The organism is Cupriavidus sp. CuC1 (assembly GCF_044627735.1).
Classification (GTDB): domain Bacteria; phylum Pseudomonadota; class Gammaproteobacteria; order Burkholderiales; family Burkholderiaceae; genus Cupriavidus; species Cupriavidus ulmosensis.
Genome location: NZ_JBIUHC010000038.1, coordinates 39,428 through 62,811 on the forward strand (window position 1 = coordinate 39,428; position 23,384 = coordinate 62,811).

The following is a 23,384-nucleotide window of genomic DNA, read 5'->3' on the forward strand; positions in this document are numbered from 1 at the left end:
ATACCCAAGGCCTTCCGACCGCACCTTCGACCGGGGAAAACCCAAGGCAGTTCAACGCGTGAAGCCCAGGTCTCGCCGACCGGGCCCGCACATAACCGGGGCCGCACTTCAGCCCGGCAAAGGATACCGCGGCGGCGCTCGGCCGCCCGTTTTGCCTGATTCTTCGCGAATCGCGCAAATACGCTGCACAAAGGCAGTTTTAGGCACTTCCAGCATACCATCTTCGAAGGCAACCACCCGCAAGATGCCGCGCACGGCATCCAGCAACTCGCCCGGCTGCAGCAAGAAATCAGGGTTCGAAGGCTTGCCCACGGTCTCGTTGCCGGCCGCGAAGGTTTCGTAAAGAAGCACGCCGCCGGGCGCCAGCGCAGCGAACAAATGCGGCCAAAGAGGCCTGTGCAGGTAATTTGTGACCACGATCGCGTCGAAACCCGGCTCGTCCGCAAGCGGCCACGCGCCCTGCTCCAGGTCGGCCGGGCGCGTGGCGACGCCTTCGGCCAATGCCGCCAGCGCGTCCAATGCCGCCGCATCGCGATCGACGCCCAGCACCACATGGCCGCGGCGCGCGAACCAGGTGGCGTGGCGGCCGTTGCCACAGGCCAGGTCGAGCACGCGGCCGCCAGGGCGCACCAGATGTGCCCAGCGCGTCACCCACGGCGACGGCGCGCCCAGCGGCGCGTGGGGGAGGCCCGCCGCCGTGCTCACCGGTACCCCAGGCCCATGACGGCGCGCACGTCGCGCATCGTCTCGCGCGCCACCCGCCTGGCCTGGTCGCAGCCGTGGTCGACGATGGCGCGCAGCAGCACGGGATCGTCCATGTATTTTTGCGCCCGCTCGAGCAGGGGCTGCTGCTCGCGCAGGATGCCCTCGATCACCGGCTGCTTGCATTCGATGCAGCCGATGCCGGCGCTGCGGCATCCCTTCTCGACCCACTCGCGGGTGGGCGCATCCGTATAGACCTGGTGCAGTTGCCACACCGGGCAACGCGCCGGCTCGCCGGCATCGGTGCGGCGCACGCGGGCTGGATCGGTTGGCATGGTGCGCACCTTCTTTTCCACCGACGCCTTGTCCTCGCGCATGCGGATGGTGTTGCCATAGGACTTCGACATCTTCTGGCCGTCCAGCCCGGGCATGCGCGATGCCGCGGTCAGCAGCGCCTGCGGCTCGACCAGGATGGTCTTGCGCGAGCCGCCCAGGTAGCCCAGCAGCAATTCACGGTCTTCGGCGGCCAGGCTCTGCGACTGCGCCACCAGCGCGCCGCCCTCTTCCAGCGCCTCCGCCTTGCCCTGTTCCTGATAGGCGCGGCGCAGTTCCAGATAAGCCTTGGTGCGCTTGCCGCCCAGCTTTTTGGCGGCTTCCTGCGCCTGCGCCTCGAAGTCCGGCTGGCGCCCGTACAGATAGTTGAAGCGGCGCGCGATCTCGCGCGTGATCTCCACGTGCGGCACCTGGTCCTCACCCACCGGCACGCGGCCGGCGCGGTAGATCAGGATATCGGCGGCCTGCAGCAGCGGATAGCCAAGAAAGCCGTAGGTGGAGAGATCCTTGTCCTTGAGCTTCTCGATCTGGTCCTTGTAGGTCGGCACCCGCTCCAGCCAGCCCAGCGGCGTGCCCATCGACAGCAGCAGGAACAGCTCGGCATGCTCGGGCACGCGGCTCTGGATAAACAGCGTGGCGCGCTCGGGATCGACGCCGGCGGCGAGCCAGTCGATCAGCATCTCCCACACCGATTCGCCGATCACCTCCGGCGATTCATAGTGCGTGGTGAGCGCATGCCAGTCTGCCACGAAGAAGAAACAGGGATATTCGGCCTGGAGCTGGACCCAGTTCTTGAGTACGCCGTGATAGTGACCCAGGTGCAGCGCGCCGGTAGGCCGCATGCCGGAAAGAACGCGATCGGGGAACATGTCTATCTGTATTTGTGGGAGTCGGTGCAGGTACGGGTACTCGTATTCGACGTCGGCGCCGCCATGGGCGCCGGCGCCGCGGCGCGGCCTACTGCACCAGCGCCAGGATGGGTTGCAGCATCAGCAGCACCAGGCTTCTGAGCGCCCCCATCACCGGCTGCATCCACACTTTGGTGATCACGCCAGCCGCCACCAGCGCCAGCACCACGAAGATGCCGTAGGGCTCGATGCGCGACACCGCATGCGCGATCCGCTGCGGCAACAGCGCAGTCAGCACGCGGCCGCCGTCGAGCGGCGGCACGGGGAACAGGTTGAACGCAGCCATCACCAGGTTGACCAGCACGCCGGCCTGCGCCATCTGGGTGAAGAAGGGCTCCTGCACCCTGGCCACCACCAGGCCGACCGCCATCAGCGCCCACAGGAAGGCCTGCAGCACATTGCTGCCCGGGCCCGCCAGCGCCACCCACATGCCATGCCAACGCGGATTGCGCAGGTGGTCGAAGGCGACCGGCACTGGCTTGGCGTAGCCGAAGACGAACTGGCCGCTGGTCATGAAATAGAGCAGCAGCGGCACCGCGATGGTGCCGATGGGATCGATATGGCGCGCCGGGTTAAGGCTGACGCGGCCCATCGAGTAGGCGGTGTTGTCGCCGAACAGCTTGGCCACGTAGCCGTGCGCGGCCTCATGCAGCGTGATGGCGAACAGGACCGGCAGGGCGTAGACCGCTAGGGTCTGAATCAGGGAAGAATCCATGGGTCGCTATTGTACCGGGACCGCGGCAAAGCGACTGTTCGGTGGCAATCAGAGGCCGAAACGTTCGATATCGCCGCCCCCCTGGCGCACCAGCTCGGGCTCGCCGGCGGTCAGGTCGATCACCGTGGTCGGCTGCGCCGGCGCGGCACCGCCGCAGATCACCAGTTCCAGCAGCTTTTCCAGCCGGGCACGGATCACTTCCGGTTCGTTGAGCGGGGCTTCGTCTCCCGGCAGCTGCAGGGTGGCCGAAATCAGCGGCTCGCCCACTTCGGCCAGCAGCGCCAGCGGGATGGGATGGTCGGGCACCCGCACGCCGATGGTCTTGCGGGCGGGATGCGAGAGCCGGCGCGGCACTTCCTTGGTCGCCTCGAGGATGAAGACATAGGGCCCGGGCGTGGCGCCCTTGAGCCAGCGGTACTGCCGGTTGTCCACCCGCGCGAAGTTGCCGAGCTCTGACAAGTCGCTGCACATCAGGGTCAGATGGTGCTTGTCGTCGATCCCGCGCAGGCGGCGCAGCCGCTCCACCGCGGCCTTGTCGTCGAGCCGGCAGGCCAGCGCGTAGCTGGAGTCGGTGGGCAAGGCAATCAGCCCGCCCTGCCCGATGATCTGCGCGGCCTGCTTGATCAGGCGGGATTGCGGGTTGAGCGGATGGATTTCGAAGTATTGGGACATGTGCGGGCCTGGGGCGGCCAGCCGCGGGATCCGCGCAAACGCCGCGCGCACACCGGGCCGGTTCTGCGATGGGGAGATGCGAAGGGAGCGCATGGCGGATTCGGGCGGCCTTGGCGCCGGGCGGGCAGTGGCCGGCGCTGCTTACCAGTCATGCCAGACCGGGGTGACCGACGACGGCAGCGGCGGCAGCGAGCCCAGCTCGATCCGTCCCTCGCCCGGCCCATGGAAGTCCGAGCCGCGCGAGGCCAGCAGGCCGTAGTGATGCGCGACATTGGCATATTGGCGGTACTGCTCCGGCGTATGGCTGCCGGTGACCACCTCGACCGCCGCCCCGCCGAGCTGCTTGAACTCGTCGAACAGCGCATCGTGCTGGAGTTGCGTGTAGTTGTAGCGGCCCGGGTGCGCCATCACCGGAATGCCGCCGGCGGCCTGGATCCACTTCACCGCATCGGCCAGTTTGGCCCAGCGGTGCCCGACATAGCCCGGACAGCCTTCGCCGAGGTAATCGTCGAACACCTCGCTGATGGTCTTGCACCGCTCTTGCTCCACCAGCCAGCGCGCGAAATGGGTGCGGGAGATCAGGTCGGGATTGCCGACATGGCGCAGCGCGCCCTCATAGGCGCCTTCGATGCCGATCGCGGCCAGCGCCTCGCCGATGTCCTGCGCCCTGGCCGCGCGCCCGGAGCGCGTGGCGGCCAGGCCATTGACCAGCACCTGGCAGTCAGGATCGATCTGCAAGCCGACGATATGCACGGTCTGGCCGGCCCACGTCACCGAGATCTCCACCCCGGGCACGTAGCGCATGCCGAGCGCCTCGGCCGCGGCCCGCGCCCTGGCCTGGCCCTTGACCTCGTCATGGTCCGTCAGCGCCCAGAACGCCACGCCGCCGGCGTGTGCGCGCGCGGCAACCTCCTCGGGGGACAACATGCCGTCGGAAACCGTGGAATGGCAATGCAGATCTGCGTTGATTGCGTGTGAATTTTGCATACGTCTATTCTACTCTCGCGATAATTCCGCGTTAATCCAACTTCAATCCGACTTTAATCCCGCGCCAATGCGCGCCGCGTGGGCTGGCCCACACATTCGCGCCGATAGCCCTGCCGCCAACGCTGGCGTAGGCGGCCGGCCCGGCCCTGCGCGGTATAGTTGGGGCCTGACGACCCTCCTGCCTGGCGCCGCCGCGCGCGCCGCCTGCCAAGCCATGCCGACCCAAGCCCCTGCTTCCGCCACGCCCGATGCCCGCCCCCCAACCGTCCCGACCGACGTGATCCGCACCGATGTGCTGATCGTCGGCGCCGGCCCGGTCGGCCTGTTCGCCGCTTTCCAGGCGGGCGTGCTGGGGCTGAAGTGCGAGCTCATCGACGTGCTGGACCGCGCCGGCGGCCAGTGCACCGAGCTCTATCCGGAAAAGCCGATCTACGACATCCCCGCGGTGCCCGGCTGCCTGGCGCAGGACCTGGTCGACCGCCTGCTCGAGCAATGCGCGCCGTTCGCCTTTCCCATGCATTTCAACGAGCGCGCCAACGGACTGACCGAGATCCCGCGCGAACATCACGCCGCGGCCGGCCATGAGCACGCGCACCGCCTGCTGGTCACAACCGACACCGGCAGGCGCTTCGACGTGGCCGCGGTGCTGGTGTGCTCCGGCGCCGGCGCCTTCGCCCCGCAGCGCGTGGCGCTGCCCGAGGCTGCCGCGCTGGAAGACCGCCACCTGCACTACGCCGTGCGCGATACCGCGCGCTTCAAGGGCAAGCGCGTGGTGGTGGCCGGCGGCGGAGACTCCGCCCTGGACTGGGCGCTGGCGCTGCGCAAGACCGCCGCGCGCGTCACGCTGCTGCATCGCCGGGAAGCCTTTCGCGCGGCCGACGGCACGGTAGCCGAGATGCGCGCGGCTGTCGCCGCCGGCGAGATGGACTTCGTGGTGGGCATGCTGGGCGCGATCAAGACCGAGGGCGACACCCTGGCCAGCGTCGACATCCGTACCCGCGACGACACCATCAGCCTGCCCGCCGACGAACTCGTGGCGCTGTACGGCCTGGTCTCCGAGCCCGGCCCGATCGCCCAATGGGACCTCGACATGCACGCCGGGCGCATCATGGTGGATACCACCACCTACGAGACATCCCGGCGCGGCATTTTCGCCGCGGGCGACATCGCCTTCTACCCCAACAAGCAAAAGCTCATCCTGTCGGGCTTCCACGAGGCCGCGCTGGCGCTGCGGCGCGCGTATCACTACGCCTTCCCCGAAAAGGCGCTGGTCCATGTCCACACCAGCAACAACGCCACGCTCAAGGAAAAGCTGACGCACGCCTGAGCGCGTCAGCAGCGACAGCCGCGCAGCTTCAGGCGCAGAAGGACTCCACCAGACCGGCAACCATCCGCGGCTGGTCGTGATGGAGCATGTGGCCGGCGTCATCGACAACGGCCTCGCGGAAATCGCGGAACGCCTTGAAGCGCTGCTTGAACGCCTCCAGCGGCTGCCCCTTTGCGATATGGCTGAGCGTCTGCGAATTGCGCGCTTCCACATGCAGCACCGGCGCGGTGGCCTGCGCCCAGATCGCCATCACCTCGTCGAGCCGGTACAGGACCGGGTTGACCATCTTGTGCGCGGCATCGCCCAGGACCTCCCAACGGCCATCCGCATTGCGCGCTGACCAGTGCTCAGCCAGGAAAGCTGCGCGGTCATCGGGCAGGCGCGGGTTGGTCTTCTGCAGCCGTGCCGCCACCGCCCCCACGCTGTCATAGGACCGCAACGGCTGGCGCTGGCGCAACTCATCGAGCCAGCGCGCATAGCGACCGGGCGCTTGCTCGGCGCGCGTGCCCGTCATGCCAAATCCCTCCAGGTCGACCACGCGGCGCACCCGCTCGGGACGGATGCCAGCATAAAAGCAGGCCACGTTGGCGCCCATGCTATGCCCCACCAGGTTCACCGGCGCGTCCGGCTGGTAGTGGTCGAGCACGGCCTCGAGATCGGCGACATAGTCGGGAAACCAGTAGGACTCCGTGCCGGGATAGCGCGTGGGCCAGTCGGTCTGGCCAAAGCCGCGCCAGTCCGGGGCGATCACGTGCCACTCGCGTTCCAGCGCGTCCACCATGAACTGGAACGAGGCCGCCACGTCCATCCAGCCGTGCAGCAGGAACAAGGTGGGCGCGCCGGGCTCGCCCCAATGGCGCACGTGCATGTTGAGGCCGCGCAACGTGATAAATTCCGAGCGCGAGGTTTCTCTTATTGTCATGGTGTCTCCCCGGGTGCCTTTTCCCTGATCGTGGCGGACGCTTTCACCCGCGACAACGGGGAAGCCTAAAAATAGAACGATCGTTCGTTTGCGGATTATAGCGGCAAGCCGGCCCGGCCCACATCCCGGCCCGCCTCCGGCGCAAAGCGAGCGCAACCCAGGAGACCCAGCATGGCCGCACCCGCCCTGCCAGCAAGCCGGCGCGACGATTATCCCGCGCTCTACACGCAATTCCACTGGCATGTGCCCGAGTTATTCAACCTGGCCGACGCATGCTGCGGCCGCTGGGCACGCGACCCCGCCACGATGGACCGCATCGCGGTCCACACCGAGCATGAGGACGGGCGCCGCGCCAGCTACAGCTACGCCTTCATCCAGGCCGAGGCCGATCGCCTCTCGCGGGCGCTGCGCACGCTGGGGGTGGCACGCGGCGACCGCGTCGGCATCGTCATGCCCCAGCGCATCGAGACGGTGATTGCGCACATGGCGATCTACCAGCTCGGCGCCATTGCCATGCCCTTGTCGATGCTGTTCGGCCCGGAAGCGCTGGCCTACCGCCTCCAGCACAGCGAGGCCAGCGTGGCCATCGCCGACGAATCCTCGATCGACAACGTGCTGGCCGCGCGCGCACAGTGCCCCGCCCTGGCCTCGGTGATCGGCGTCGGCGCTGCCGTGGGCCGCGCGGAGCATGACTGGGACGTGATGCTCGCCGCGGAACTGCCTGAATTCACCGCCGTGGAAACCAAGGCTGACGAGGCCGCGGTGCTGATCTACACCAGCGGCACCACCGGCCAGCCCAAGGGCGCCCTGATCCCGCACCGCGCGCTGATCGGCAATCTCACCGGCTTCGTCTGTTCGCAAAACTGGTTTCCCCAAGCCGGCGACGTGTTCTGGAGCCCGGCCGACTGGGCCTGGACCGGCGGGCTGTGGGATGCGTTGATGCCCACGCTGTATTTCGGCAAGACCATCGTGGGCTATCAGGGCAGGTTCTCCGCGCAAACCGCCTTCGCGCTGATGGAGCGCTATCGCGTCACCAATACCTTCCTGTTTCCCACCGCGCTCAAGCAGATGATGAAGACCTGCCCCGCGCCGCGCGAGCACTATCAGTTGCACCTGCGCGCGCTGATGAGCGCGGGCGAAGCCGTGGGGGAAACCGTGTTCGCCTGGTGCCGCGACGCGCTTGGCGTGGTCGTCAACGAAATGTTCGGCCAGACCGAGATCAACTACATCGTGGGCAACTGCACCGCGCAGAACGACGATGGCCAGCTAGGCTGGCCGGCGCGCCCGGGCTCGATGGGCCGGCCCTACCCCGGCCACCGCATCGCCGTGGTCGACGACGAGGGCAAGCCCTGCGCGGCGGGCGAGGACGGCGAGGTGGCCGTGTGCAGCACCGACGTCCACGGCCACCCCGACCCCGTGTTCTTCCTCGGCTACTGGCGCAACGAGGACGCCACTGCCGGCAAGTACCTGGAGCGTGACGGGCTGCGCTGGTGCCGCACGGGCGACCTGGCGCGCATCGACGAAGACGGCTACCTGTGGTACCAGGGGCGCGCCGACGATGTCTTCAAATCCTCCGGCTACCGCATCGGCCCGAGCGAGATCGAGAACTGCCTGCTCAAGCATCCCGCCGTGTCGAACTGCGCGGTGGTGCCCTCGCCGGACCCGGAGCGCGGCGCGGTGGTCAAGGCGTTCATCGTGCTGGTGCCATCGGTCGCGCGTTCGGCGCAAGCCGACGCCGCGCTGGTTGCCGAGCTGCAGCAGCATGTGCGCGGCCAGCTTGCGCCGTATGAATATCCCAAGGCCATCGAGTTCATCGCGCAGTTGCCGATGACCACCACCGGCAAGATCCAGCGCCGCCTGCTGCGCGAGATGGAAGCCAAGCGCAATACCGCTACGCGCCCGTAGCCTGGCGCGGGCGCGGCCGCAAGGCTGCCGCCCGCCTATCGCCTTTCATCGCCCCCTCCCCCCGGTCAAGTATTCCCCGAATCTGACGTTAGCAAGGACATGCAACGCCAGGCCCGGGGAGTCGCCTATGGCAATTCAAAATTCCAGGAATATTTATAAGAATGTTCTTATAAAAACCCTGAAAACAAACCAGATCCCCTTTTAAACTAGGAATATTCCTATGACCGCTCTCTGCCGCGCTCAATACACCTATCAGCGCCAATCTGACCAAACAGAATAGTGCAAAAATATGTTTAGGAAAATTCAGATTAGCGTGAATATTTTTTCTGATTATTGGAAATAAAATTCCCAAAGAGCGCGCAGAAATTTCCTAACGCGCTTCAACTCGATGCTGAACAGGGGGTCACGATGAGCACGTTTGAACTCACCGGCCACTGCGCCGCCCAACAACTCGCAAGGCGCCTGCCTCTCGTCCTGGCGAGTGCAGCGCTATCCGTCTGCGCGTGGGCCGCGGATGGCGTCATCATCTTCCAGGGAGCCATCGTGGCGCCGTCCTGCACCGCACAGATGAGCGCGAGCGGAACCCCCTCGGTGAGTTGTCCGGCGAACGGCAGCCATTCCGCGGAATTCGCCGCGCTGCCGCCGGTGCCCGGCAAGGTGGCCATGCTGAAGACTGCACGGACATCCGTCCAGGCCGTGCAGTTCGTGAAAGGCAACGATCCCGGCAGCAGCCGGCAAGGCATCGTCTTGATGGCCGACTACTACTGAGCCGCTTGCCCTTCCAGCAAGGCCAGCTCGATCTCGTCGAAGCCCGCCGCGCGCCGCGCCGCCAGGTTGAAAGGCGGGCGCAGGCGCGGCGCCTGGTAGCGCTCGGCAAGTTCTGCGTAGGTGGCGACAGGGTCGAGGCCACGGCCCGCGCATAGCCAGCGATACCAGTGGTTGCCGATCGCCACGTGGCCAACCTCATCGCGCAGGATGATGTCTATGATAGCGGCGGCGTCATGATCGCCGGCCGCGGCCAGCTTGGCCCGCACCGGCGGCGAGGCGTCCAGCCCCCGCGCCTCCAGGGTGCGCGGCACCAGCGCCATGCGTGCCAGCACGTCGCCAGCGGTCTTGTCCGCCATTTCCCACAGGCTGTTGTGCGCGGGCAAGTCGCCGTAACGCGCGCCCAGCGTGGCCAGGTGCCCCGCCAGCAGGCTGAAGTGCAGCGCTTCTTCGTCGGCCACGCGCAGCCAGTCCACGTAGAAGGCCGGCGGCATCCCGCCAAAGCGCCAGATCGCATCCAGCGCCAGGTTGATGGCATTGAACTCGATATGCGCAAGCGCGTGGATCAGCGCCGCGCGGCCGGCCGGCGTATGGATGGAGCGCCGCCGTTCCACCCTTTGCGGAGGCACCAGTTCGGGCAGTGGCGGCCGGCCCGGTACCGGCAGCTCGGCCAGGATCGACTCATCGATGCCGAGCGCCTCTGGCGTCACGGCGGCGACCGCCTGCCGCATCCAGCGCGTGGCGGCGGCCTTATGGTGCGCATCGCTCAGGCACAGGATGGCAAGCGCCTGGCGGCGCAAGGACAGGGATGCGAAGCCGCGCGGCAGCTCAGGTGCAGCAAGCGGCGCGCCGCCGGCATCGGGATCAGGAAGGTTTGCTGGCATAAGCGTAAAATCCGGGTTGCCGCCATTGTAGGGTGCCGCGGACCGCGCAGTCGCACCCCCGCCCCGCACCCTTTAAAGCCTGGCGGCAAACCCCATATACCCATACGAACTTGTGCAGGAGACCCCATGGCGCTTTACCAGCTCGGCGACGTTGCCCCCACCATCGATCCGGATGCCTACGTGGCGCCGGAGGCCACCATCATCGGCAACGTGACGCTTAAGTCACGTGCCAGCGTTTGGCCAGGCGTGGTGATCCGTGGCGACAACGAGCCGATCGTGGTGGGTGAGTCCAGCAATGTGCAGGAAGGCACCGTGCTCCATACCGACCCCGGCTACCCGCTGACCATCGGCGACAAGGTCTCGATCGGCCACCAGGCCATGCTGCACGGCTGCACGGTGGGCGAAGGCTCGCTGATCGGCATCCAGGCGGTGATCCTGAACCGTGCCGTGATCGGCAAGGAGTGCCTGGTCGGCGCCGGCGCCGTCGTCACGGAAGGCAAGGTCTTCCCGGACCGCTCGCTGATCCTCGGCGCGCCGGCCAAGGTGGTGCGCGAGCTCACCGAGCAGGACGTGGCCAACCTGTATCGCAATGCCGAGACCTACGCCACGCGCCAGGCCATGTACAAGACGCAACTCAAACGCATCGACTAAGCGACCAAGGCGCCGCGCCAGCGGCACCGATTTACCGACGGATCATCGTGACTGACACCACCACCCCTGACACCCTGCAGAAATTCCTGTTCGACGCGGCCCCCGTGCGCGGCGAGCTGGTACGCATGCAGGCCACCTGGCAAGAAGTGCTGCGCCGCAATCATTACCCCACGCCGGTGCGCCGGCTGCTGGGCGAAATGATGTCGGCCGCCGCCCTGCTTTCAGCCAACCTGAAGTTCAACGGCGCGCTGGTGATGCAAGTGCACGGCGACGGCCCGGTGCGCATGCTGGTGGTGGAGTGCCTGTCCGACCTGTCGATGCGCGCAACCGCCAAGCTCGCCGAAGGCGTGACGCTGGCCGACGACGCCACGCTGGCGGATCTCGTCAACGTCAGCGGCCACGGCCGCTTCGCCATCACGCTGGACCCGCAGGACAAGCTCCCCGGGCAGCAGCCTTACCAAAGCATCGTGCCGCTGGCCGACAAGCATGGCCCGATGGCATCCATGACCGCCGTGCTCGAGCACTATATGCAGACGTCCGAGCAGCTCGACACGCGGCTGTGGCTGGCCGCCGACGACAAGATCGCCGCGGGCATGCTGCTGCAAAAGCTGCCGTCCTACGGCGGCACGCTGGAAGGCCACGCCGAACGCCCGCCCGCGGAAGTCGGCGAAACCGGTGCGCCGCTAGGGGAAAGCGGCCGCGCACAGGATCTCGACACCTGGGACCGTGCCTGCCAGCTCGGCGCCACGCTGAAGGACGCCGAACTGCTGGCCGAGACGCCGGATACCTTGCTGCGCCGCCTGTTCTGGGAAGACCTGGAAGCCACCGGCCTGCGTGTGTTCGAGCCGCTGACCCCGCACTTCCAGTGCTCGTGCTCGCGCGCCAAGGTGGCGGGCATGCTGCAGAACCTGGGCCGCGTGGAGATTGAAGACATCCTGGTGGAACGCGGCGAAGTGGAAATCCAGTGTGATTTCTGCGGCCAGCAATACCACTTCGACCCGGTCGACTGCGCGCAGCTGTTCACGCCGGTCCCCGTGGCTACCGGCGCCGGCGACGGCGCGGGCCAGCAGCACTGAGCGGCAGCGCCGGCGGACGATGCAAGCGACGACACCAGGCGCAGCGGCAGGAACCTTTCTGCCCTGCGCCGGGGTCCAAGCGTCAGCGACCCACCAGAGTCAGGGAGTCATCATGCCCGCTTTGCCTTCTCACCCGTGCGCCACGATCAGCGCCCTGCTTCTAGGCACCGTACTGGCCTGCGGCGGCTGCGCCCAGTTGCCGCGCGACATCAACGGCTCGCCGCCGACTGCCCGCCTGGCGCCCAATGGCGTGCCGCCGCCTCCCGTCACCGCAGAAGATATCCAGAAGATCGATGCGCTGAACCGCCAGGTGCTGCGCGAGCAGGAGGCCGCGATTGCCCGCCAGCAACAGGCGGAGGCCATGGCGCGGGCCGCAACCTATGGCTATCCTTCGCCAAGCTGGAACCTGTATTACGGCGGATGGGGAGGTGGCCACTGGGGCGGCGGGGTTGGCTTCAGCAGCCCGGGATACTACCGGGGTTGGGGCGGCTACCCATACTGGTGGTGAGCTTGCGGGAATGCGCCAAAACCGACTGAAATGACGACGGTGTTTGCTCCCTCGCCCCTCAGCGGGAGAGGGGGCGGGCGCCCGCTACCGATCGAGGCTGACGCCAGTCAATGGCGATTGAATGCCGGGGAGTTCGCCGGAGGCGGCAGCGGCGGCGTGGCGCTGACCTTGGGGGCCGGCGCCACGAACTGCACGAACACCTCGCCATCCTTGACCATGCCCAGCTCGTAGCGGGCACGCTCTTCAATGGCCCCGGTGCCATCCTGCAGGTCCTTCACTTCCCCTTCCAGCTTGGCATTGCGCAGCTTGAGCGCCTGGTTGTGCGCGCTCTGTTCCTGCACCTGCTTGTCCATATCCCACACACGCAGCCAGCCGCCCTTGCCCAGCCATAAGGGATACTGGATGGCGAGCAACAGCACAAACAACAGCAACGAGATCAGGCGCATGGGTTCTGGCGCTTAAGCAAAAAAAGGGAGTTGCGTCCTGCGCCGGCCGCGGCATTGAGCGCGGCCGGCGCAGGACACGAGCTTAGCGCAGATTGTAGAACGCGCTCTTGCCCGGGTAGCTGGCGATATCACCGAGATCTTCCTCGATGCGCAGCAGCTGGTTGTACTTCGAGATACGGTCCGAACGCGACAGCGAGCCGGTCTTGATCTGGCCGGCGTTGGTGCCCACCGCGATATCGGCGATGGTGCTGTCCTCGGTCTCGCCCGAACGGTGCGAGATCACGGCCGTGTAGCCGGCGCGCTTGGCCATTTCGATGGCGGCGAAGGTTTCGGTCAGGGTGCCGATCTGGTTGATCTTGATCAGGATCGAATTGCCGATTCCCTTCTCGATGCCTTCCTTCAGGATCTTGGTGTTGGTGACGAACAGGTCGTCGCCCACCAGCTGCACGCGCTTGCCCAGCTTGTCGGTCAGCACCTTCCAGCCGTCCCAGTCGCCTTCGCCCATGCCGTCCTCGATCGACACGATCGGGAACTTGTCGCACAGGTTGGCCAGGTAGTCGGCGAACTGGGTCGAGGTCAGCTTCAGGCCTTCGCCGTCCAGGTGGTACTGGCCTTCGGCTTCGTGATAGAACTCGGTCGCCGCGCAGTCCAGCGCCAGCAGCACGTCCTCGCCAGCGCGGTAGCCGGCCTTCTCGATGGCCAGGAGGATGGTGTTCAGGCACTCTTCGTTGGAAGCGAAGTTGGGGGCAAAGCCGCCCTCGTCGCCAACCGCCGTGGACATGCCCTTGTCGGACAGGATCTTCTTCAGTGCGTGGAACACTTCAGCGCCGCAACGCAGGGCTTCACGGAAGCTCGTCTGCGACACCGGCATGATCATGAATTCCTGGATGTCCAGGCTGTTGTTGGCGTGCGCGCCACCGTTGACGATGTTCATCATCGGCACGGGCATCTGCATGGCGCCCGAACCACCGAAGTAGCGGTACAGCGGCAGGCCGGCCTCTTCGGCAGCGGCGCGCGCCACGGCCATCGACACGGCCAGCGTGGCGTTGGCGCCCAGGCGGGCCTTGTTGTCGGTGCCGTCGAGGTCGATCAAGGTGCGGTCCAGGAACGCTTGCTCGGAAGCGTCCAGCCCCATGATGGCTTCGGAGATTTCGGTATTGATATGCTCGACCGCCTTCAGCACGCCCTTGCCGAGGTAGCGCGACTTGTCGCCGTCACGCAGCTCGATGGCTTCGCGCGAGCCGGTGGATGCGCCCGACGGCACTGCCGCGCGGCCCATCACGCCGGATTCGAGCAGGACGTCGCACTCGACCGTCGGGTTACCGCGCGAGTCGAGAACTTCGCGACCGATGATATCTACGATTGCACTCATGGATTCCTCTTGGACTGTTGATGCTTGATGACTTCTTACTACACGGGCGCCATGCCCTGGACTACCGCTGACTGAATGAGAAGCTGACTAACGCTGACTAACGCCGACTAACGCCGAACAACGCTTAAGCGCCTTCCACCACGATCATGTTCATGCGCGCGGCGTGCTCGCGCGACTTGCGCGCGGCGCGGTATTCCTCGCTGTCGTGAAACGACTTTGCCGCGTCATAGCTGGGAAACTTCAGCACGACCACGCGCGTCGGGGCCCAGTCGCCCTCCAGCTTCTCGGTCTTGCCGCCGCGCACCAGTACCTCGGCGCCATGCACCTTCATGGCATGGCTGGAGAGCACCTTGTACTCTTCATACTGCTGGGGATCGGTGACATCGACGTGGGCAATGATATAGCCGCTGGCCATGGCGTATCTCCGTATGTTCTTATGATGTTGATTCTACTTGGCTGATCATGGCCGCCTGATGACGGCCATGATCGCGGTGGCACGGCAAGCTCAGGCGCAAGCCGCCGGCCAGCCGAAATTGTCTTCGAGGAAGCCCGAGCGCTTGACCAGCGTATCGAGATCCTTGAGCACCGACAGCAGTTCCTTCATGCGCGACAGCGGCACGGCGTTGGGGCCATCCGACATGGCCTTGCTCGGGTCCGGATGCGTTTCCATGAACAGGCCCGCAACACCCGTCGCCACGGCCGCGCGCGACAGCACCGGCACGAACTCGCGCTGGCCGCCCGAGCTGGTGCCCTGGCCGCCCGGCAGCTGCACCGAGTGGGTGGCGTCGAACACCACCGGCGCGCCGGTCTCGCGCATGATCGCCAGCGAGCGCATGTCCGAGACCAGGTTGTTGTAGCCGAAGGAAACGCCGCGTTCGCAGGCCATGAAGCTGTCTTCCGGCAGCCCGGCCTCGCGCGCGGCATCGCGCGCCTTGTCGATGACATTCTTCATGTCATGCGGCGCGAGGAACTGCCCCTTCTTGATATTGACGGGGCGGCCGCTCTGCGCGCAGGCACGGATGAAGTCGGTCTGGCGACACAGGAAGGCCGGCGTCTGCAGCACGTCGACCACAGCCGCCACCGGCTTGACCTCGTCGATCTCGTGGATGTCGGTCAGCACCGGCACGCCGATCTCGCGCTTGACGGTGGCGAGGATCTCGAGCCCCTTCTCCATGCCCAGGCCGCGGAAGGTCCGGCCCGACGAGCGGTTGGCCTTGTCGAACGAGGACTTGTAGATAAAGGGGATGCCGAGCTCGCTCGTGATCGCCTTGAGCTCACCGGCCGTATCCAGCGCCATCTGCTCGGACTCGATCACGCACGGACCGGCGATCAGGAAGAAGGGCCGGTCCAGGCCGACGTCAAATCCACAGAGTTTCATCACTAATCTCCTGCTTGCGGTGCCGGGGCTTAGCCCGCCTTGCTCTGCTGGCTGGCCAGCGCCGCTTCCACGTAGGCCTTGAACAGCGGATGGCCATCGCGCGGGGTGGAGGTGAATTCCGGGTGGAACTGCACGCCCACGAACCACGGGTGCAGGCTTTCCGGCAGTTCCATCATCTCGGGCAGGTCTTCGGTCGGCGTACGGGCCGAGATCACCATGCCCGCCTTTTCCAGCGTCGGCACGTAGTGATTGTTGACTTCGTAGCGATGGCGATGGCGCTCGTTGACTTCGGCGCCATAGATCTGGCTTGCCTTGGTCTCGGCCTTGACCGGCACGCGTTGCGCGCCAAGGCGCATGGTGCCGCCCAGGTCGGACTCGGCGGAGCGCTGCTCGACCTTGCCTTCGCGATCGACCCACTCGGTGATCAGCGCGACCACCGGATGTTCGGTTTCCAGGTTGAACTCGGTCGAGTTGGCATCGGCCATCGCCGCCACGTGGCGGGCGAACTCGATCACGGCCAGCTGCATGCCCAGGCAGATGCCCAGGTACGGCACCTTGTTCTCGCGAGCGTACTGGATAGCGCGGATCTTGCCTTCCGTGCCGCGCTTGCCGAAGCCGCCCGGGACCAGGATGGCGTCCAGCGGCTTGAGCACTTCAAGGTGGCCCGATTCAAGTTCTTCCGAATCGATGTACTCGATGTTCACGCGGGTGGCGGTGTGCATGCCGGCGTGGCGCAGCGCTTCGATCAGCGACTTGTAGGATTCGGTCAGGTCGACATACTTGCCCACCATGCCGATGGTGACCTCGTGCTGCGGATTTTCCTGGGCATTGACCAGGCGCTGCCACATGGAGAGATCAGCCGGCTTCGGATCGATACGCAGTTCCTCGCAGATCAGGCGGTCGAGGCCTTGCTCGTTGAGCATCTGCGGGATCTTGTAGATGCTGTCCACGTCCCACACCGAGATCACGGCTTCTTGCGGGATATTGGAGAACAGCGAAATCTTGGCGCGCTCTTCGTCCGGAATCGGGCGGTCGGCGCGGCACAGCAGCGCGGTCGGCGAGATGCCGATTTCACGCAGCTTCTGCACCGAGTGCTGGGTCGGCTTGGTCTTGAGCTCGCCGGCGCTGGCAATGAACGGCACCAGCGTCAGGTGCACGAAGGCCGCATGGTTGCGGCCCATGCGCAGGCTCATCTGGCGCGCGGCTTCCAGGAAGGGCAGCGACTCGATGTCGCCCACCGTGCCACCGATCTCCACCAGTGCGACGTCCGCCTTGCCACCGTGCGACGCAGCCGCGCCGCGCTCGATGAAGGCCTGGATCTCGTTGGTGATATGCGGGATCACCTGCACCGTCTTGCCGAGGTACTCGCCGCGGCGTTCCTTGCGGATCACCGACTCGTAGATCTGGCCCGTGGTGAAGTTGTTCGACTTGCGCATCTTGGCCGAGACGAAGCGCTCATAGTGGCCGAGATCGAGGTCGGTTTCCGCACCATCTTCCGTGACGAACACTTCGCCATGCTGGAAGGGGCTCATCGTGCCGGGATCGACGTTGATGTAGGGATCTAGCTTGAGGAGGGTGACTTTGAGGCCGCGCGACTCGAGAATGGCCGCGAGCGAAGCAGCAGCGATGCCCTTGCCGAGAGAAGAGACGACACCACCGGTGACGAAGACGAATTTGGTCATAAACCGAGCTTGCCGGGGAAATTGGGATTATACATGAGAGGCCGCCTGCTGCAGCGCCGCATTTGCGACAAGTCGCCTTGCCCGGCAGCCGCGGAGACGCATTCGCCGCTTCGCGCCCGCGCCTCCCGCCACAGCCCTATCCTGCCCCGGCTACGGACGCGCTCGCGGCGCCATCGCCCCGCATTTGCCCGACCAGATCGCGGATCAGCCCGGCGGTCTGCCCGGGCCGCTCCATCGGATACAGATGGCCGCCCTCGATAAAGCGCAGATGCTCGCCCACCAGCTTGCGCGTGGCGCCGAGCCCGCATTGCCGCACTTCGCGCGAACGCGTGCCGGCGACAAAGCTGACCGGCACCGGCGCCCCGCGCGCCACGCGCGCGCCCAGGCTGGTGGGCAGCGTGCGATAGATCTGGTACTCGATCTCGCGCTCGAAACGCAGGCGGCGCTCGGCGTCGTTGCCGGTCGGCTCCGTGCCATGCATCGCATAGTCGCGCAACACCTCCTCGTCCCACGACGCAAACACAGGCTTGGCGCGAAAGTGCTCCCACACCGCCTCGGCATCCGGCCAGTGCGTACGGCGGCGCCGGGTCGCGGCAGCCGGGCTGGGCCGCTCATCCAGGCCGAAGCGCTGGCCGGCTTTGAGCAAAGCGGCGCGCCACCCGGCAATCACGGGCGAATCCAGCATCACCACGCCGCGTACCCACTGCGGGCGGCGCAGCGCGGCCATCAGCGACAGGAAACCGCCAAGCGAATGTCCCACCAGCCATACCGGCTCGCGGTACTTCTGCTCGATCGAAGCCAGCAGTTCGTCGACCAGGTGCGGCCACTCGCGCGTGACGGGGAATTTCGGGTCGTGGCCATAACGGTCCACGGCGCGGATCTCGAAATCGTCTTCCAGCGTTCCAAACAGCTTGCGGTAGGTGCTGACCGGGAAGCCGTTGGCATGGGAAAAATGCAGGATGTCGCGCATCGGGGTATTCGCCGTGCGCCCTCAGTCCTGCGTGCCGGCACGTTCGCGCGTGGCGCGCACCGGCTGGCCCCAGCGGTCGCCGGCGCCCTGGCGCGCCAGCGGAAACTCGGCCGGCGCGTCGGCATCCCACTCGGGATCGTTGATCTCGCCGAAGACCTGGCGCAGGCGCTGCCCCCAGGTATCGCGGATCATGCGGAAGTAGGCGTTCTTCTCGTCGATATTGACGAAGCGGGTCACGCGCAGCGAATCGCCCTCGTAGACCAGCAGGTCCAACGGCAGGCCCACCGAGATATTCGACTTCAGCGTGGAGTCCATCGAGATCAGCGCGCACTTGGCGGCTTCGCCCAGCGGCAGCGTCGGCTCCACCACGCGATCGATGATGGGCTTGCCATACTTGGCCTCGCCGATCTGGAAATAGCAGTTCTCGGGCGTGGCCTCGACGAAATTCCCGGCGGCGTACACATGGAACAGGCGCACGCGTTCGCCGCGGATCTGGCCGCCGAAGATCAGGCTCACATTGAACTCGATGCCGGCCTCGCGCAGCGCATGGGCGTCGTGCTTGTGCACCTGGCGCACCGCGTCGCCGACGATGGCGGCCGCCTCGAACATATCGCGCGCCGTCCACAGCGAGCGCTTCTCGTCACGGCCCTCCGCCAGGATCTGGCGCACCGCCTGGCTGATCGCCAGGTTGCCTGCGCTCAGCAAGACCATCACGCGATCGCCCGGCTCCTCGAACACGGTCATCTTGCGCGCGGTCGAGATCGCGTCGACGCCGGCATTGGTGCGGGAGTCGGAAAGGAACACCAGCCCGGTGTCCAGCCGCATGGCTACACAGTACGTCATGATCTTGTCTTGTAATGGTGCAAATTCACGCCCGGCGCATCGCCAGGCTTGTCACCCGGGTCAAGGCCGCATTCTAGCGCCGCGCCGGTGCGCCCGGAACCTTGCGGCGCGCCCGCTCTTGGTGCGCGACGCACCACTTCACTCACTGCAGCGGTGCAATGGCGATCTCGACCGCCAGCCGCTCGCCGCTGCCGCCTTCGCGAATGCCGCGGACCGGTGCGGCCATGCGATAGTCGCGCCCGACCGCCAGCCGGATATGGCGCGCGTCGCTCAGGCAGCCGTGGGTCACGTCGATGCTGCACCACAACTCCTTGCCGGCATCCACGCAGACATCGGCCCAGGCATGGCTGGCCAGCTCCGAGGCCGCCGGGTCATAGAAATAGCCGCTGACGTAGCGCGCAGGCAGGCCCAGGGCGCGGCAGCATGCCACCATCACCTGCGCCTGGTCCTGGCAAACCCCGCTGCCCAGCGCGAACGCATCGCTGGCGGACGTGCCCACGTCGGTGCTATCCGCCTGGTAGCGCACCCGCCCCGCAATGCCGTTGGCCAGCGCCAGCAGCGCAGGCACCGTCGCCCCCGCCGCCAGGTACGGCGCGGCAAAACGCACCATTTCCGGCTTGGCGGCGGTCAGCGCTGTGCCGCCAAGGTAATACAGCGGCGAGACACGCGCCTCGCCGGCCGGCGGCGCATCGCAGAAAAACGGCCCGTCCGTGTCAGTTGGCGGCGTCACATCGACCACGCCGCTGGCCTCGATCACCAACGTATGTGCTGGCCCGGCCACAGTGAAGCTGTGCACGATATTGCCGAAGCCGTCACGCGCCTCGGACAGGTTGCCGGGAACGGACAACTGCCATTCCTGCACGGCCTGCAGCGGGCCCGAGCGCGGCGCGAGCCGCAGTTCGTGCACGCTGCGCCGGACCGGCTCGGCGTAACGGTAGACCGTTTTGTGGTGAATCTTGTATTTCATGATGTGGCGAGGCCGGCACGACCTCCCCACTTCTATAGGTCAGGCAGCCAGCAGCGGCACGAGGAAATCCCGGCTGATGCCGTTGCCGAGGTCGCCGATGCGCTCCAGGAAACTGGTCAGGTAAGCATGCAGCCCGACGGCGAAGATGTCGTCGATGCGCGCATATTTCAAATCGGCGTGAAGTTTACCAGCCTGGCGCTCGGTCTCCGAAGAATGCTGGTTGCCCACCAGCGCCAGGATCGACACCACCTCATCCATGCTCGATACCAGCGAGCGCGGCATGTCGGGGCGCAGCACCAGCAGTTCGGCCACGCGCTCGGGCGTGATCACGGTGCGATAAACCTTGCGGTACACCTCGAAGCCCGACACCGAGCGCAAGACCGCCGCCCAGTGATAGAAGTCGTTTGCGTCGCGATTGGGGTCGCTGTCGTCGACGGTACCGGCCTGGAACTTCACGTCCAGAATCCGCGCGGTATTGTCGGCGCGCTCCAGGAAGGTGCCCAGCCGCATGAAGTGGAAGGCATCGTCCTTGAGCATGGTGCCGAACTGCACGCCGCGGGCCAGGTGGGAGCGGAACTTCACCCACTCGAAGAACTGCGAAGGATCCTCCGCCAGCACGCCGTCGGCGATCATGCGCTGCACGTCGAGCCAGGTGGTGTTGATGGTCTCCCAGACCTCGGTGGTCAGCGAGCCGCGCACCGCGCGCGCGTTCTCGCGGGCCGCGCGCAGGCAGCTCATGATGGACGAGACATTGGTCATGTCGCGCACCATGAAATCGATCACGTCATCGCGCGTGAGCAGGCCGTACTTTTCGTCGAACACCGTGGTCAGCTCGGAGATATCGAGCATGGCCCACCAGCCTTGCTCCGCCACTTCCGCGGATTGCGGCAGCAGCGAAGTCTGGTAATTCACGTCCAGCATGCGCGCGGTGTTCTCCGCGCGTTCGGTATAGCGCGCCATCCAGAACAGATGGTCGGCGGTGCGGCTAAGCATGTTTAGTCCCCTCGTACAGCGCTGTTCACCCGCGCGCCGCCGGCAACGCGGCGGCCAGCGCGGGAATCACAAACTATCCTTGCGTGCGCCGCGCTTCAGCGCTCCAGCACCCAGGTGTCCTTGGTGCCTCCGCCCTGCGAGGAGTTGACCACCAGCGAGCCTTCGCGCAGCGCCACGCGGGTCAGCCCGCCCGGCACCATGCGCACGTCCTTGCCGGACAGCACGAACGGACGCAGGTCGATGTGGCGCGGCGCGATCCCCGACTCGACATACGTCGGGCAGGTGGAAAGCGCCAGCGTGGGCTGCGCGATGTACTGCTCGGGACGCGCGCGCACGACCTCGCGGAACGTATCGATCTCCGCGCGCGTGGCGGCAGGCCCCACCAGCATGCCGTAGCCGCCGGCGCCATGGGTTTCCTTGACCACCAGCTCACTCATGTGGTCCAGCACGTACTGCAGGTCGTCCGGGCGGCGGCACATGTACGTCGGCACGTTGTTGAGGATCGCTTCCTCGCCGAGGTAGAAGCGGATCATGTCGGGCACGTAGGGATAGATCGACTTGTCGTCGGCCACGCCCGTGCCAATGGCGTTGCAGATGGTGACATTGCCGGCACGATAGACCGAGAGCAGGCCCGCCGCGCCCAGCGTGGAATCCGAGCGGAACACCAGCGGGTCGAGGAAATCGTCGTCGACCCGGCGGTAGATCACATCGATGCGCTGCGGGCCCTGGGTGGTGCGCATGTAGAGGTGATCGTCCTGCACGAACAGGTCGCTGCCCTCGACCAGCTCCACGCCCATTTGCTGGGCCAGGAAGGCATGCTCGAAGTACGCGGAGTTGTACATGCCGGGCGTGAGCACCACCACCGTGGGATCGGCAATGTTCTGCGGCGAGACGCCGCGCAGCATATCGAGCAGCAGGTCGGGATAGTGCGCGACAGGCGCCACGCGATTGCGCGCGAACAGGTCCGGGAACAACCGCATCATCATCTTGCGGTTCTCCAGCATGTAGGACACGCCGGAGGGCACGCGCAGGTTGTCTTCCAGCACGTAGAACTCGCCCTCGCCCGCGCGCACCACGTCGATGCCTGCCACGTGGGCATAGATATCGCGGGGCACGTCGATGCCGAGCATCTCGGGGCGGTACTGCGCGTTGTTATAGATCTGGTCGGGTGGGATCACACCGGCGCGGATGATGTCCTGCCCGTGGTAGATATCGTGGATGAAGCGGTTCAGCGCCGACACCCGCTGGCGCAGGCCGCGCTCGAGCGTTGCCCACTCGCTGGCGGGGAAGATGCGGGGAATGACGTCGAACGGGATGGTCCGCTCGGTGCCGCTGTTGGACTCGTCTTTTTCACCGTAAACGGCGAACGTGATGCCCACGCGCCGGAAGATCAGATCAGCCTCGGCGCGCTTGTTGTCCATGGTGCCTTCGGACTGGCGCGCCAACCAATCCGCGAACTGCTTGTAATGCCCCCGCACGGCACCTGCCGGCAGGGTCTCGCCCGCGTGGATTGCTGCTGCCACGCCATCTTGCCAATCGAGCATCTCGTCGAAAAACCGCGCCGCCATGATGGCCGTTCCCCCATGATTTGAGTGCCGCCCAAACTGCCGGCTACCCGTTTTGATTGGCTTGTTGTTCCCGGCACAGCACCTTGAGATCACCACCCGAGGCCCGGCGGCCTGGCCGCGGACCGTCTCGTCATGCTTCGAAGTGCTGTCCCTATAGGATACCTATGACCACGAAAGCCGCAAGCGGCAAGCATTCGCGCCATCAAACATGGATTAAGCAAGATGTTTGCCAGCCTTGGCTTCGGGCCGGCATTGGCGATCGCCCTAGCGGGCGATCGCCGCACCTTTTTGCGCCTGCACTCCGGCCAGGATGCGCTGCACCAGCGCCTCCGGCGTCTGGCGGATATCGAGCACCAGGGCATCGCGCGGCTCCTCCAGGGTCTCGAACTGGCTCTGCAGCAGGGCGGGATTGAAAAAGTGGTCGCTGCGCTCGGCCAGGCGGCCGCCAATGACGGCCGCATCGCCCTTCATGTAGACAAAGGTCACGCCGCCGTCGGCGGGCGTCAGGCGGTCGCGGTAGGTTTGCCGCAGCGCGGAACAGGTAAACACGTGGGTGCGCCCTTCGGCGCGGGCCGTATCGATCGCCGCGCGCATCGCGGCCAGCCAGGGCCAGCGGTCGTCGTCGGTCAGCGGGATGCCATTGTGCATCTTCGCCTTGTTGGCGGGGCTGTGGAATTCATCGGCATCGTGGAAGCCGCATTGCAAGGTCTTGGCCAGCAGTTGGCCGACCGTGGTCTTTCCGCTGCCGGAAACGCCCATCAGGATGTAGATCATGTCTGCTCCAACGATCATGTTCGGATGGTTTTCCCA

Annotated in this window: 24 protein-coding genes; 6 read left to right on the forward strand and 18 right to left on the reverse strand. The window is 66.1% G+C overall.

Translation table 11 applies throughout. The features are described 5' to 3' along the window. Positions 1-108: 108 nt before the first annotated feature. From ACGLHR_RS18125 to ACGLHR_RS18145, 5 genes are all read right to left on the reverse strand, one after another. Complete coding sequence (locus ACGLHR_RS18125; protein ID WP_400095653.1) at positions 109-705, reverse strand: class I SAM-dependent methyltransferase; 597 nt, start codon at positions 703-705, stop codon at positions 109-111. Further along, positions 702-1,904, reverse strand: a complete 1,203-nt coding sequence (locus tag ACGLHR_RS18130) for a tryptophan--tRNA ligase (protein WP_400095655.1) — start codon at positions 1,902-1,904, stop codon at positions 702-704. The genes ACGLHR_RS18125 and ACGLHR_RS18130 overlap by 4 nt, the downstream gene beginning before the upstream one ends. 88 nt (positions 1,905-1,992) lie before the next feature. After that, positions 1,993-2,658, reverse strand: coding sequence for a site-2 protease family protein (locus tag ACGLHR_RS18135; protein WP_400095656.1), 666 nt, complete (start codon positions 2,656-2,658; stop codon positions 1,993-1,995). A gap of 48 nt (positions 2,659-2,706) precedes the next feature. Further along, positions 2,707-3,330 carry an L-threonylcarbamoyladenylate synthase gene (locus ACGLHR_RS18140; protein ID WP_267606633.1) on the reverse strand — a complete coding sequence of 208 codons (624 nt, stop codon included), beginning with the start codon at positions 3,328-3,330 and terminating at the stop codon, positions 2,707-2,709. A gap of 141 nt (positions 3,331-3,471) precedes the next feature. Continuing rightward, positions 3,472-4,317, reverse strand: a complete 846-nt coding sequence (locus ACGLHR_RS18145; protein ID WP_400095658.1) for a 3',5'-nucleoside bisphosphate phosphatase — start codon at positions 4,315-4,317, stop codon at positions 3,472-3,474. A gap of 214 nt (positions 4,318-4,531) precedes the next feature. On the opposite strand from ACGLHR_RS18145, the gene ACGLHR_RS18150 reads away from it, so the two are divergent. Further along, positions 4,532-5,644, forward strand: coding sequence for an FAD-dependent oxidoreductase (locus tag ACGLHR_RS18150; protein ID WP_400095660.1), 1,113 nt, complete (start codon positions 4,532-4,534; stop codon positions 5,642-5,644). A gap of 28 nt (positions 5,645-5,672) precedes the next feature. Here ACGLHR_RS18150 and ACGLHR_RS18155 read toward each other — a convergent pair whose 3' ends face one another. Further along, entirely contained in the window at positions 5,673-6,566 is an 894-nt protein-coding gene (locus tag ACGLHR_RS18155) for an alpha/beta fold hydrolase (RefSeq protein ID WP_400095662.1), read from the reverse strand. Between the two features lie 171 nt (positions 6,567-6,737). Between ACGLHR_RS18155 and ACGLHR_RS18160 the strand changes: the two genes are divergently transcribed. Next, on the forward strand, positions 6,738-8,471 hold the full coding sequence (locus ACGLHR_RS18160) for an acyl-CoA synthetase (protein ID WP_267606132.1): 1,734 nt from the start codon (positions 6,738-6,740) through the stop codon (positions 8,469-8,471). A gap of 408 nt (positions 8,472-8,879) precedes the next feature. After that, positions 8,880-9,239, forward strand: a complete 360-nt coding sequence (locus tag ACGLHR_RS18165) for a hypothetical protein (RefSeq protein ID WP_400095664.1) — start codon at positions 8,880-8,882, stop codon at positions 9,237-9,239. Here ACGLHR_RS18165 and ACGLHR_RS18170 read toward each other — a convergent pair. Beyond that, the gene (locus tag ACGLHR_RS18170; protein ID WP_400095665.1) at positions 9,233-10,120 is read right to left on the reverse strand and encodes a ferritin-like domain-containing protein; all 888 of its coding nucleotides are present in this window, start codon (positions 10,118-10,120) and stop codon (positions 9,233-9,235) included. The two genes, ACGLHR_RS18165 and ACGLHR_RS18170, sit on opposite strands and share 7 nt — an antisense overlap. Before the next feature lie 126 nt (positions 10,121-10,246). Here ACGLHR_RS18170 and ACGLHR_RS18175 point away from each other — a divergent pair, with 126 nt between their 5' ends. The 3 genes from ACGLHR_RS18175 (at position 10,247) to ACGLHR_RS18185 (ending at position 12,355) form a co-directional block, all read left to right on the forward strand. Next, complete coding sequence (locus ACGLHR_RS18175) at positions 10,247-10,771, forward strand: gamma carbonic anhydrase family protein (RefSeq protein ID WP_400095667.1); 525 nt, start codon at positions 10,247-10,249, stop codon at positions 10,769-10,771. Positions 10,772-10,818: 47 nt separating this feature from the next. After that, entirely contained in the window at positions 10,819-11,847 is a 1,029-nt protein-coding gene (locus ACGLHR_RS18180; RefSeq protein ID WP_400095668.1) for an Hsp33 family molecular chaperone HslO, read from the forward strand. Between the two features lie 112 nt (positions 11,848-11,959). Then, positions 11,960-12,355: a hypothetical protein gene (locus ACGLHR_RS18185; RefSeq protein WP_400095670.1), complete on the forward strand. Its 396-nt coding sequence runs from the start codon at positions 11,960-11,962 to the stop codon at positions 12,353-12,355. A 107-nt stretch (positions 12,356-12,462) separates the two neighbouring features. Here ACGLHR_RS18185 and ftsB read toward each other — a convergent pair whose 3' ends face one another. The 11 genes from ftsB to ACGLHR_RS18240 form a co-directional block, all read right to left on the reverse strand. Continuing rightward, on the reverse strand, positions 12,463-12,801 hold the full coding sequence (gene ftsB, locus ACGLHR_RS18190; protein ID WP_174422818.1) for a cell division protein FtsB: 339 nt from the start codon (positions 12,799-12,801) through the stop codon (positions 12,463-12,465). Between the two features lie 82 nt (positions 12,802-12,883). Then, on the reverse strand, positions 12,884-14,173 hold the full coding sequence (gene eno / locus ACGLHR_RS18195; protein WP_043344931.1) for a phosphopyruvate hydratase: 1,290 nt from the start codon (positions 14,171-14,173) through the stop codon (positions 12,884-12,886). A 124-nt stretch (positions 14,174-14,297) separates the two neighbouring features. Continuing rightward, positions 14,298-14,588: a DUF1330 domain-containing protein gene (locus ACGLHR_RS18200; RefSeq protein WP_006160203.1), complete on the reverse strand. Its 291-nt coding sequence runs from the start codon at positions 14,586-14,588 to the stop codon at positions 14,298-14,300. Between the two features lie 90 nt (positions 14,589-14,678). Further along, entirely contained in the window at positions 14,679-15,551 is an 873-nt protein-coding gene (gene kdsA, locus ACGLHR_RS18205) for a 3-deoxy-8-phosphooctulonate synthase (protein ID WP_267606122.1), read from the reverse strand. A gap of 29 nt (positions 15,552-15,580) precedes the next feature. Further along, complete coding sequence (locus ACGLHR_RS18210) at positions 15,581-17,233, reverse strand: CTP synthase (protein WP_267606121.1); 1,653 nt, start codon at positions 17,231-17,233, stop codon at positions 15,581-15,583. Positions 17,234-17,369: 136 nt separating this feature from the next. Next, a complete protein-coding gene (locus ACGLHR_RS18215) occupies positions 17,370-18,203 on the reverse strand; it encodes an alpha/beta fold hydrolase (protein ID WP_400095672.1) in 834 nt (277 codons plus the stop codon). A gap of 21 nt (positions 18,204-18,224) precedes the next feature. Next, entirely contained in the window at positions 18,225-19,046 is an 822-nt protein-coding gene (locus tag ACGLHR_RS18220) for a peptidase (protein ID WP_267606117.1), read from the reverse strand. Positions 19,047-19,188: 142 nt separating this feature from the next. Further along, positions 19,189-20,013: a transglutaminase N-terminal domain-containing protein gene (locus ACGLHR_RS18225; RefSeq protein ID WP_400095673.1), complete on the reverse strand. Its 825-nt coding sequence runs from the start codon at positions 20,011-20,013 to the stop codon at positions 19,189-19,191. Between the two features lie 39 nt (positions 20,014-20,052). Continuing rightward, positions 20,053-21,006, reverse strand: coding sequence for an alpha-E domain-containing protein (locus ACGLHR_RS18230; RefSeq protein ID WP_400095675.1), 954 nt, complete (start codon positions 21,004-21,006; stop codon positions 20,053-20,055). A 95-nt stretch (positions 21,007-21,101) separates the two neighbouring features. Continuing rightward, on the reverse strand, positions 21,102-22,574 hold the full coding sequence (locus ACGLHR_RS18235; RefSeq protein WP_400095676.1) for a circularly permuted type 2 ATP-grasp protein: 1,473 nt from the start codon (positions 22,572-22,574) through the stop codon (positions 21,102-21,104). A gap of 264 nt (positions 22,575-22,838) precedes the next feature. Beyond that, complete coding sequence (locus ACGLHR_RS18240) at positions 22,839-23,348, reverse strand: gluconokinase (protein ID WP_400095678.1); 510 nt, start codon at positions 23,346-23,348, stop codon at positions 22,839-22,841. Positions 23,349-23,384: the final 36 nt, after the last annotated feature.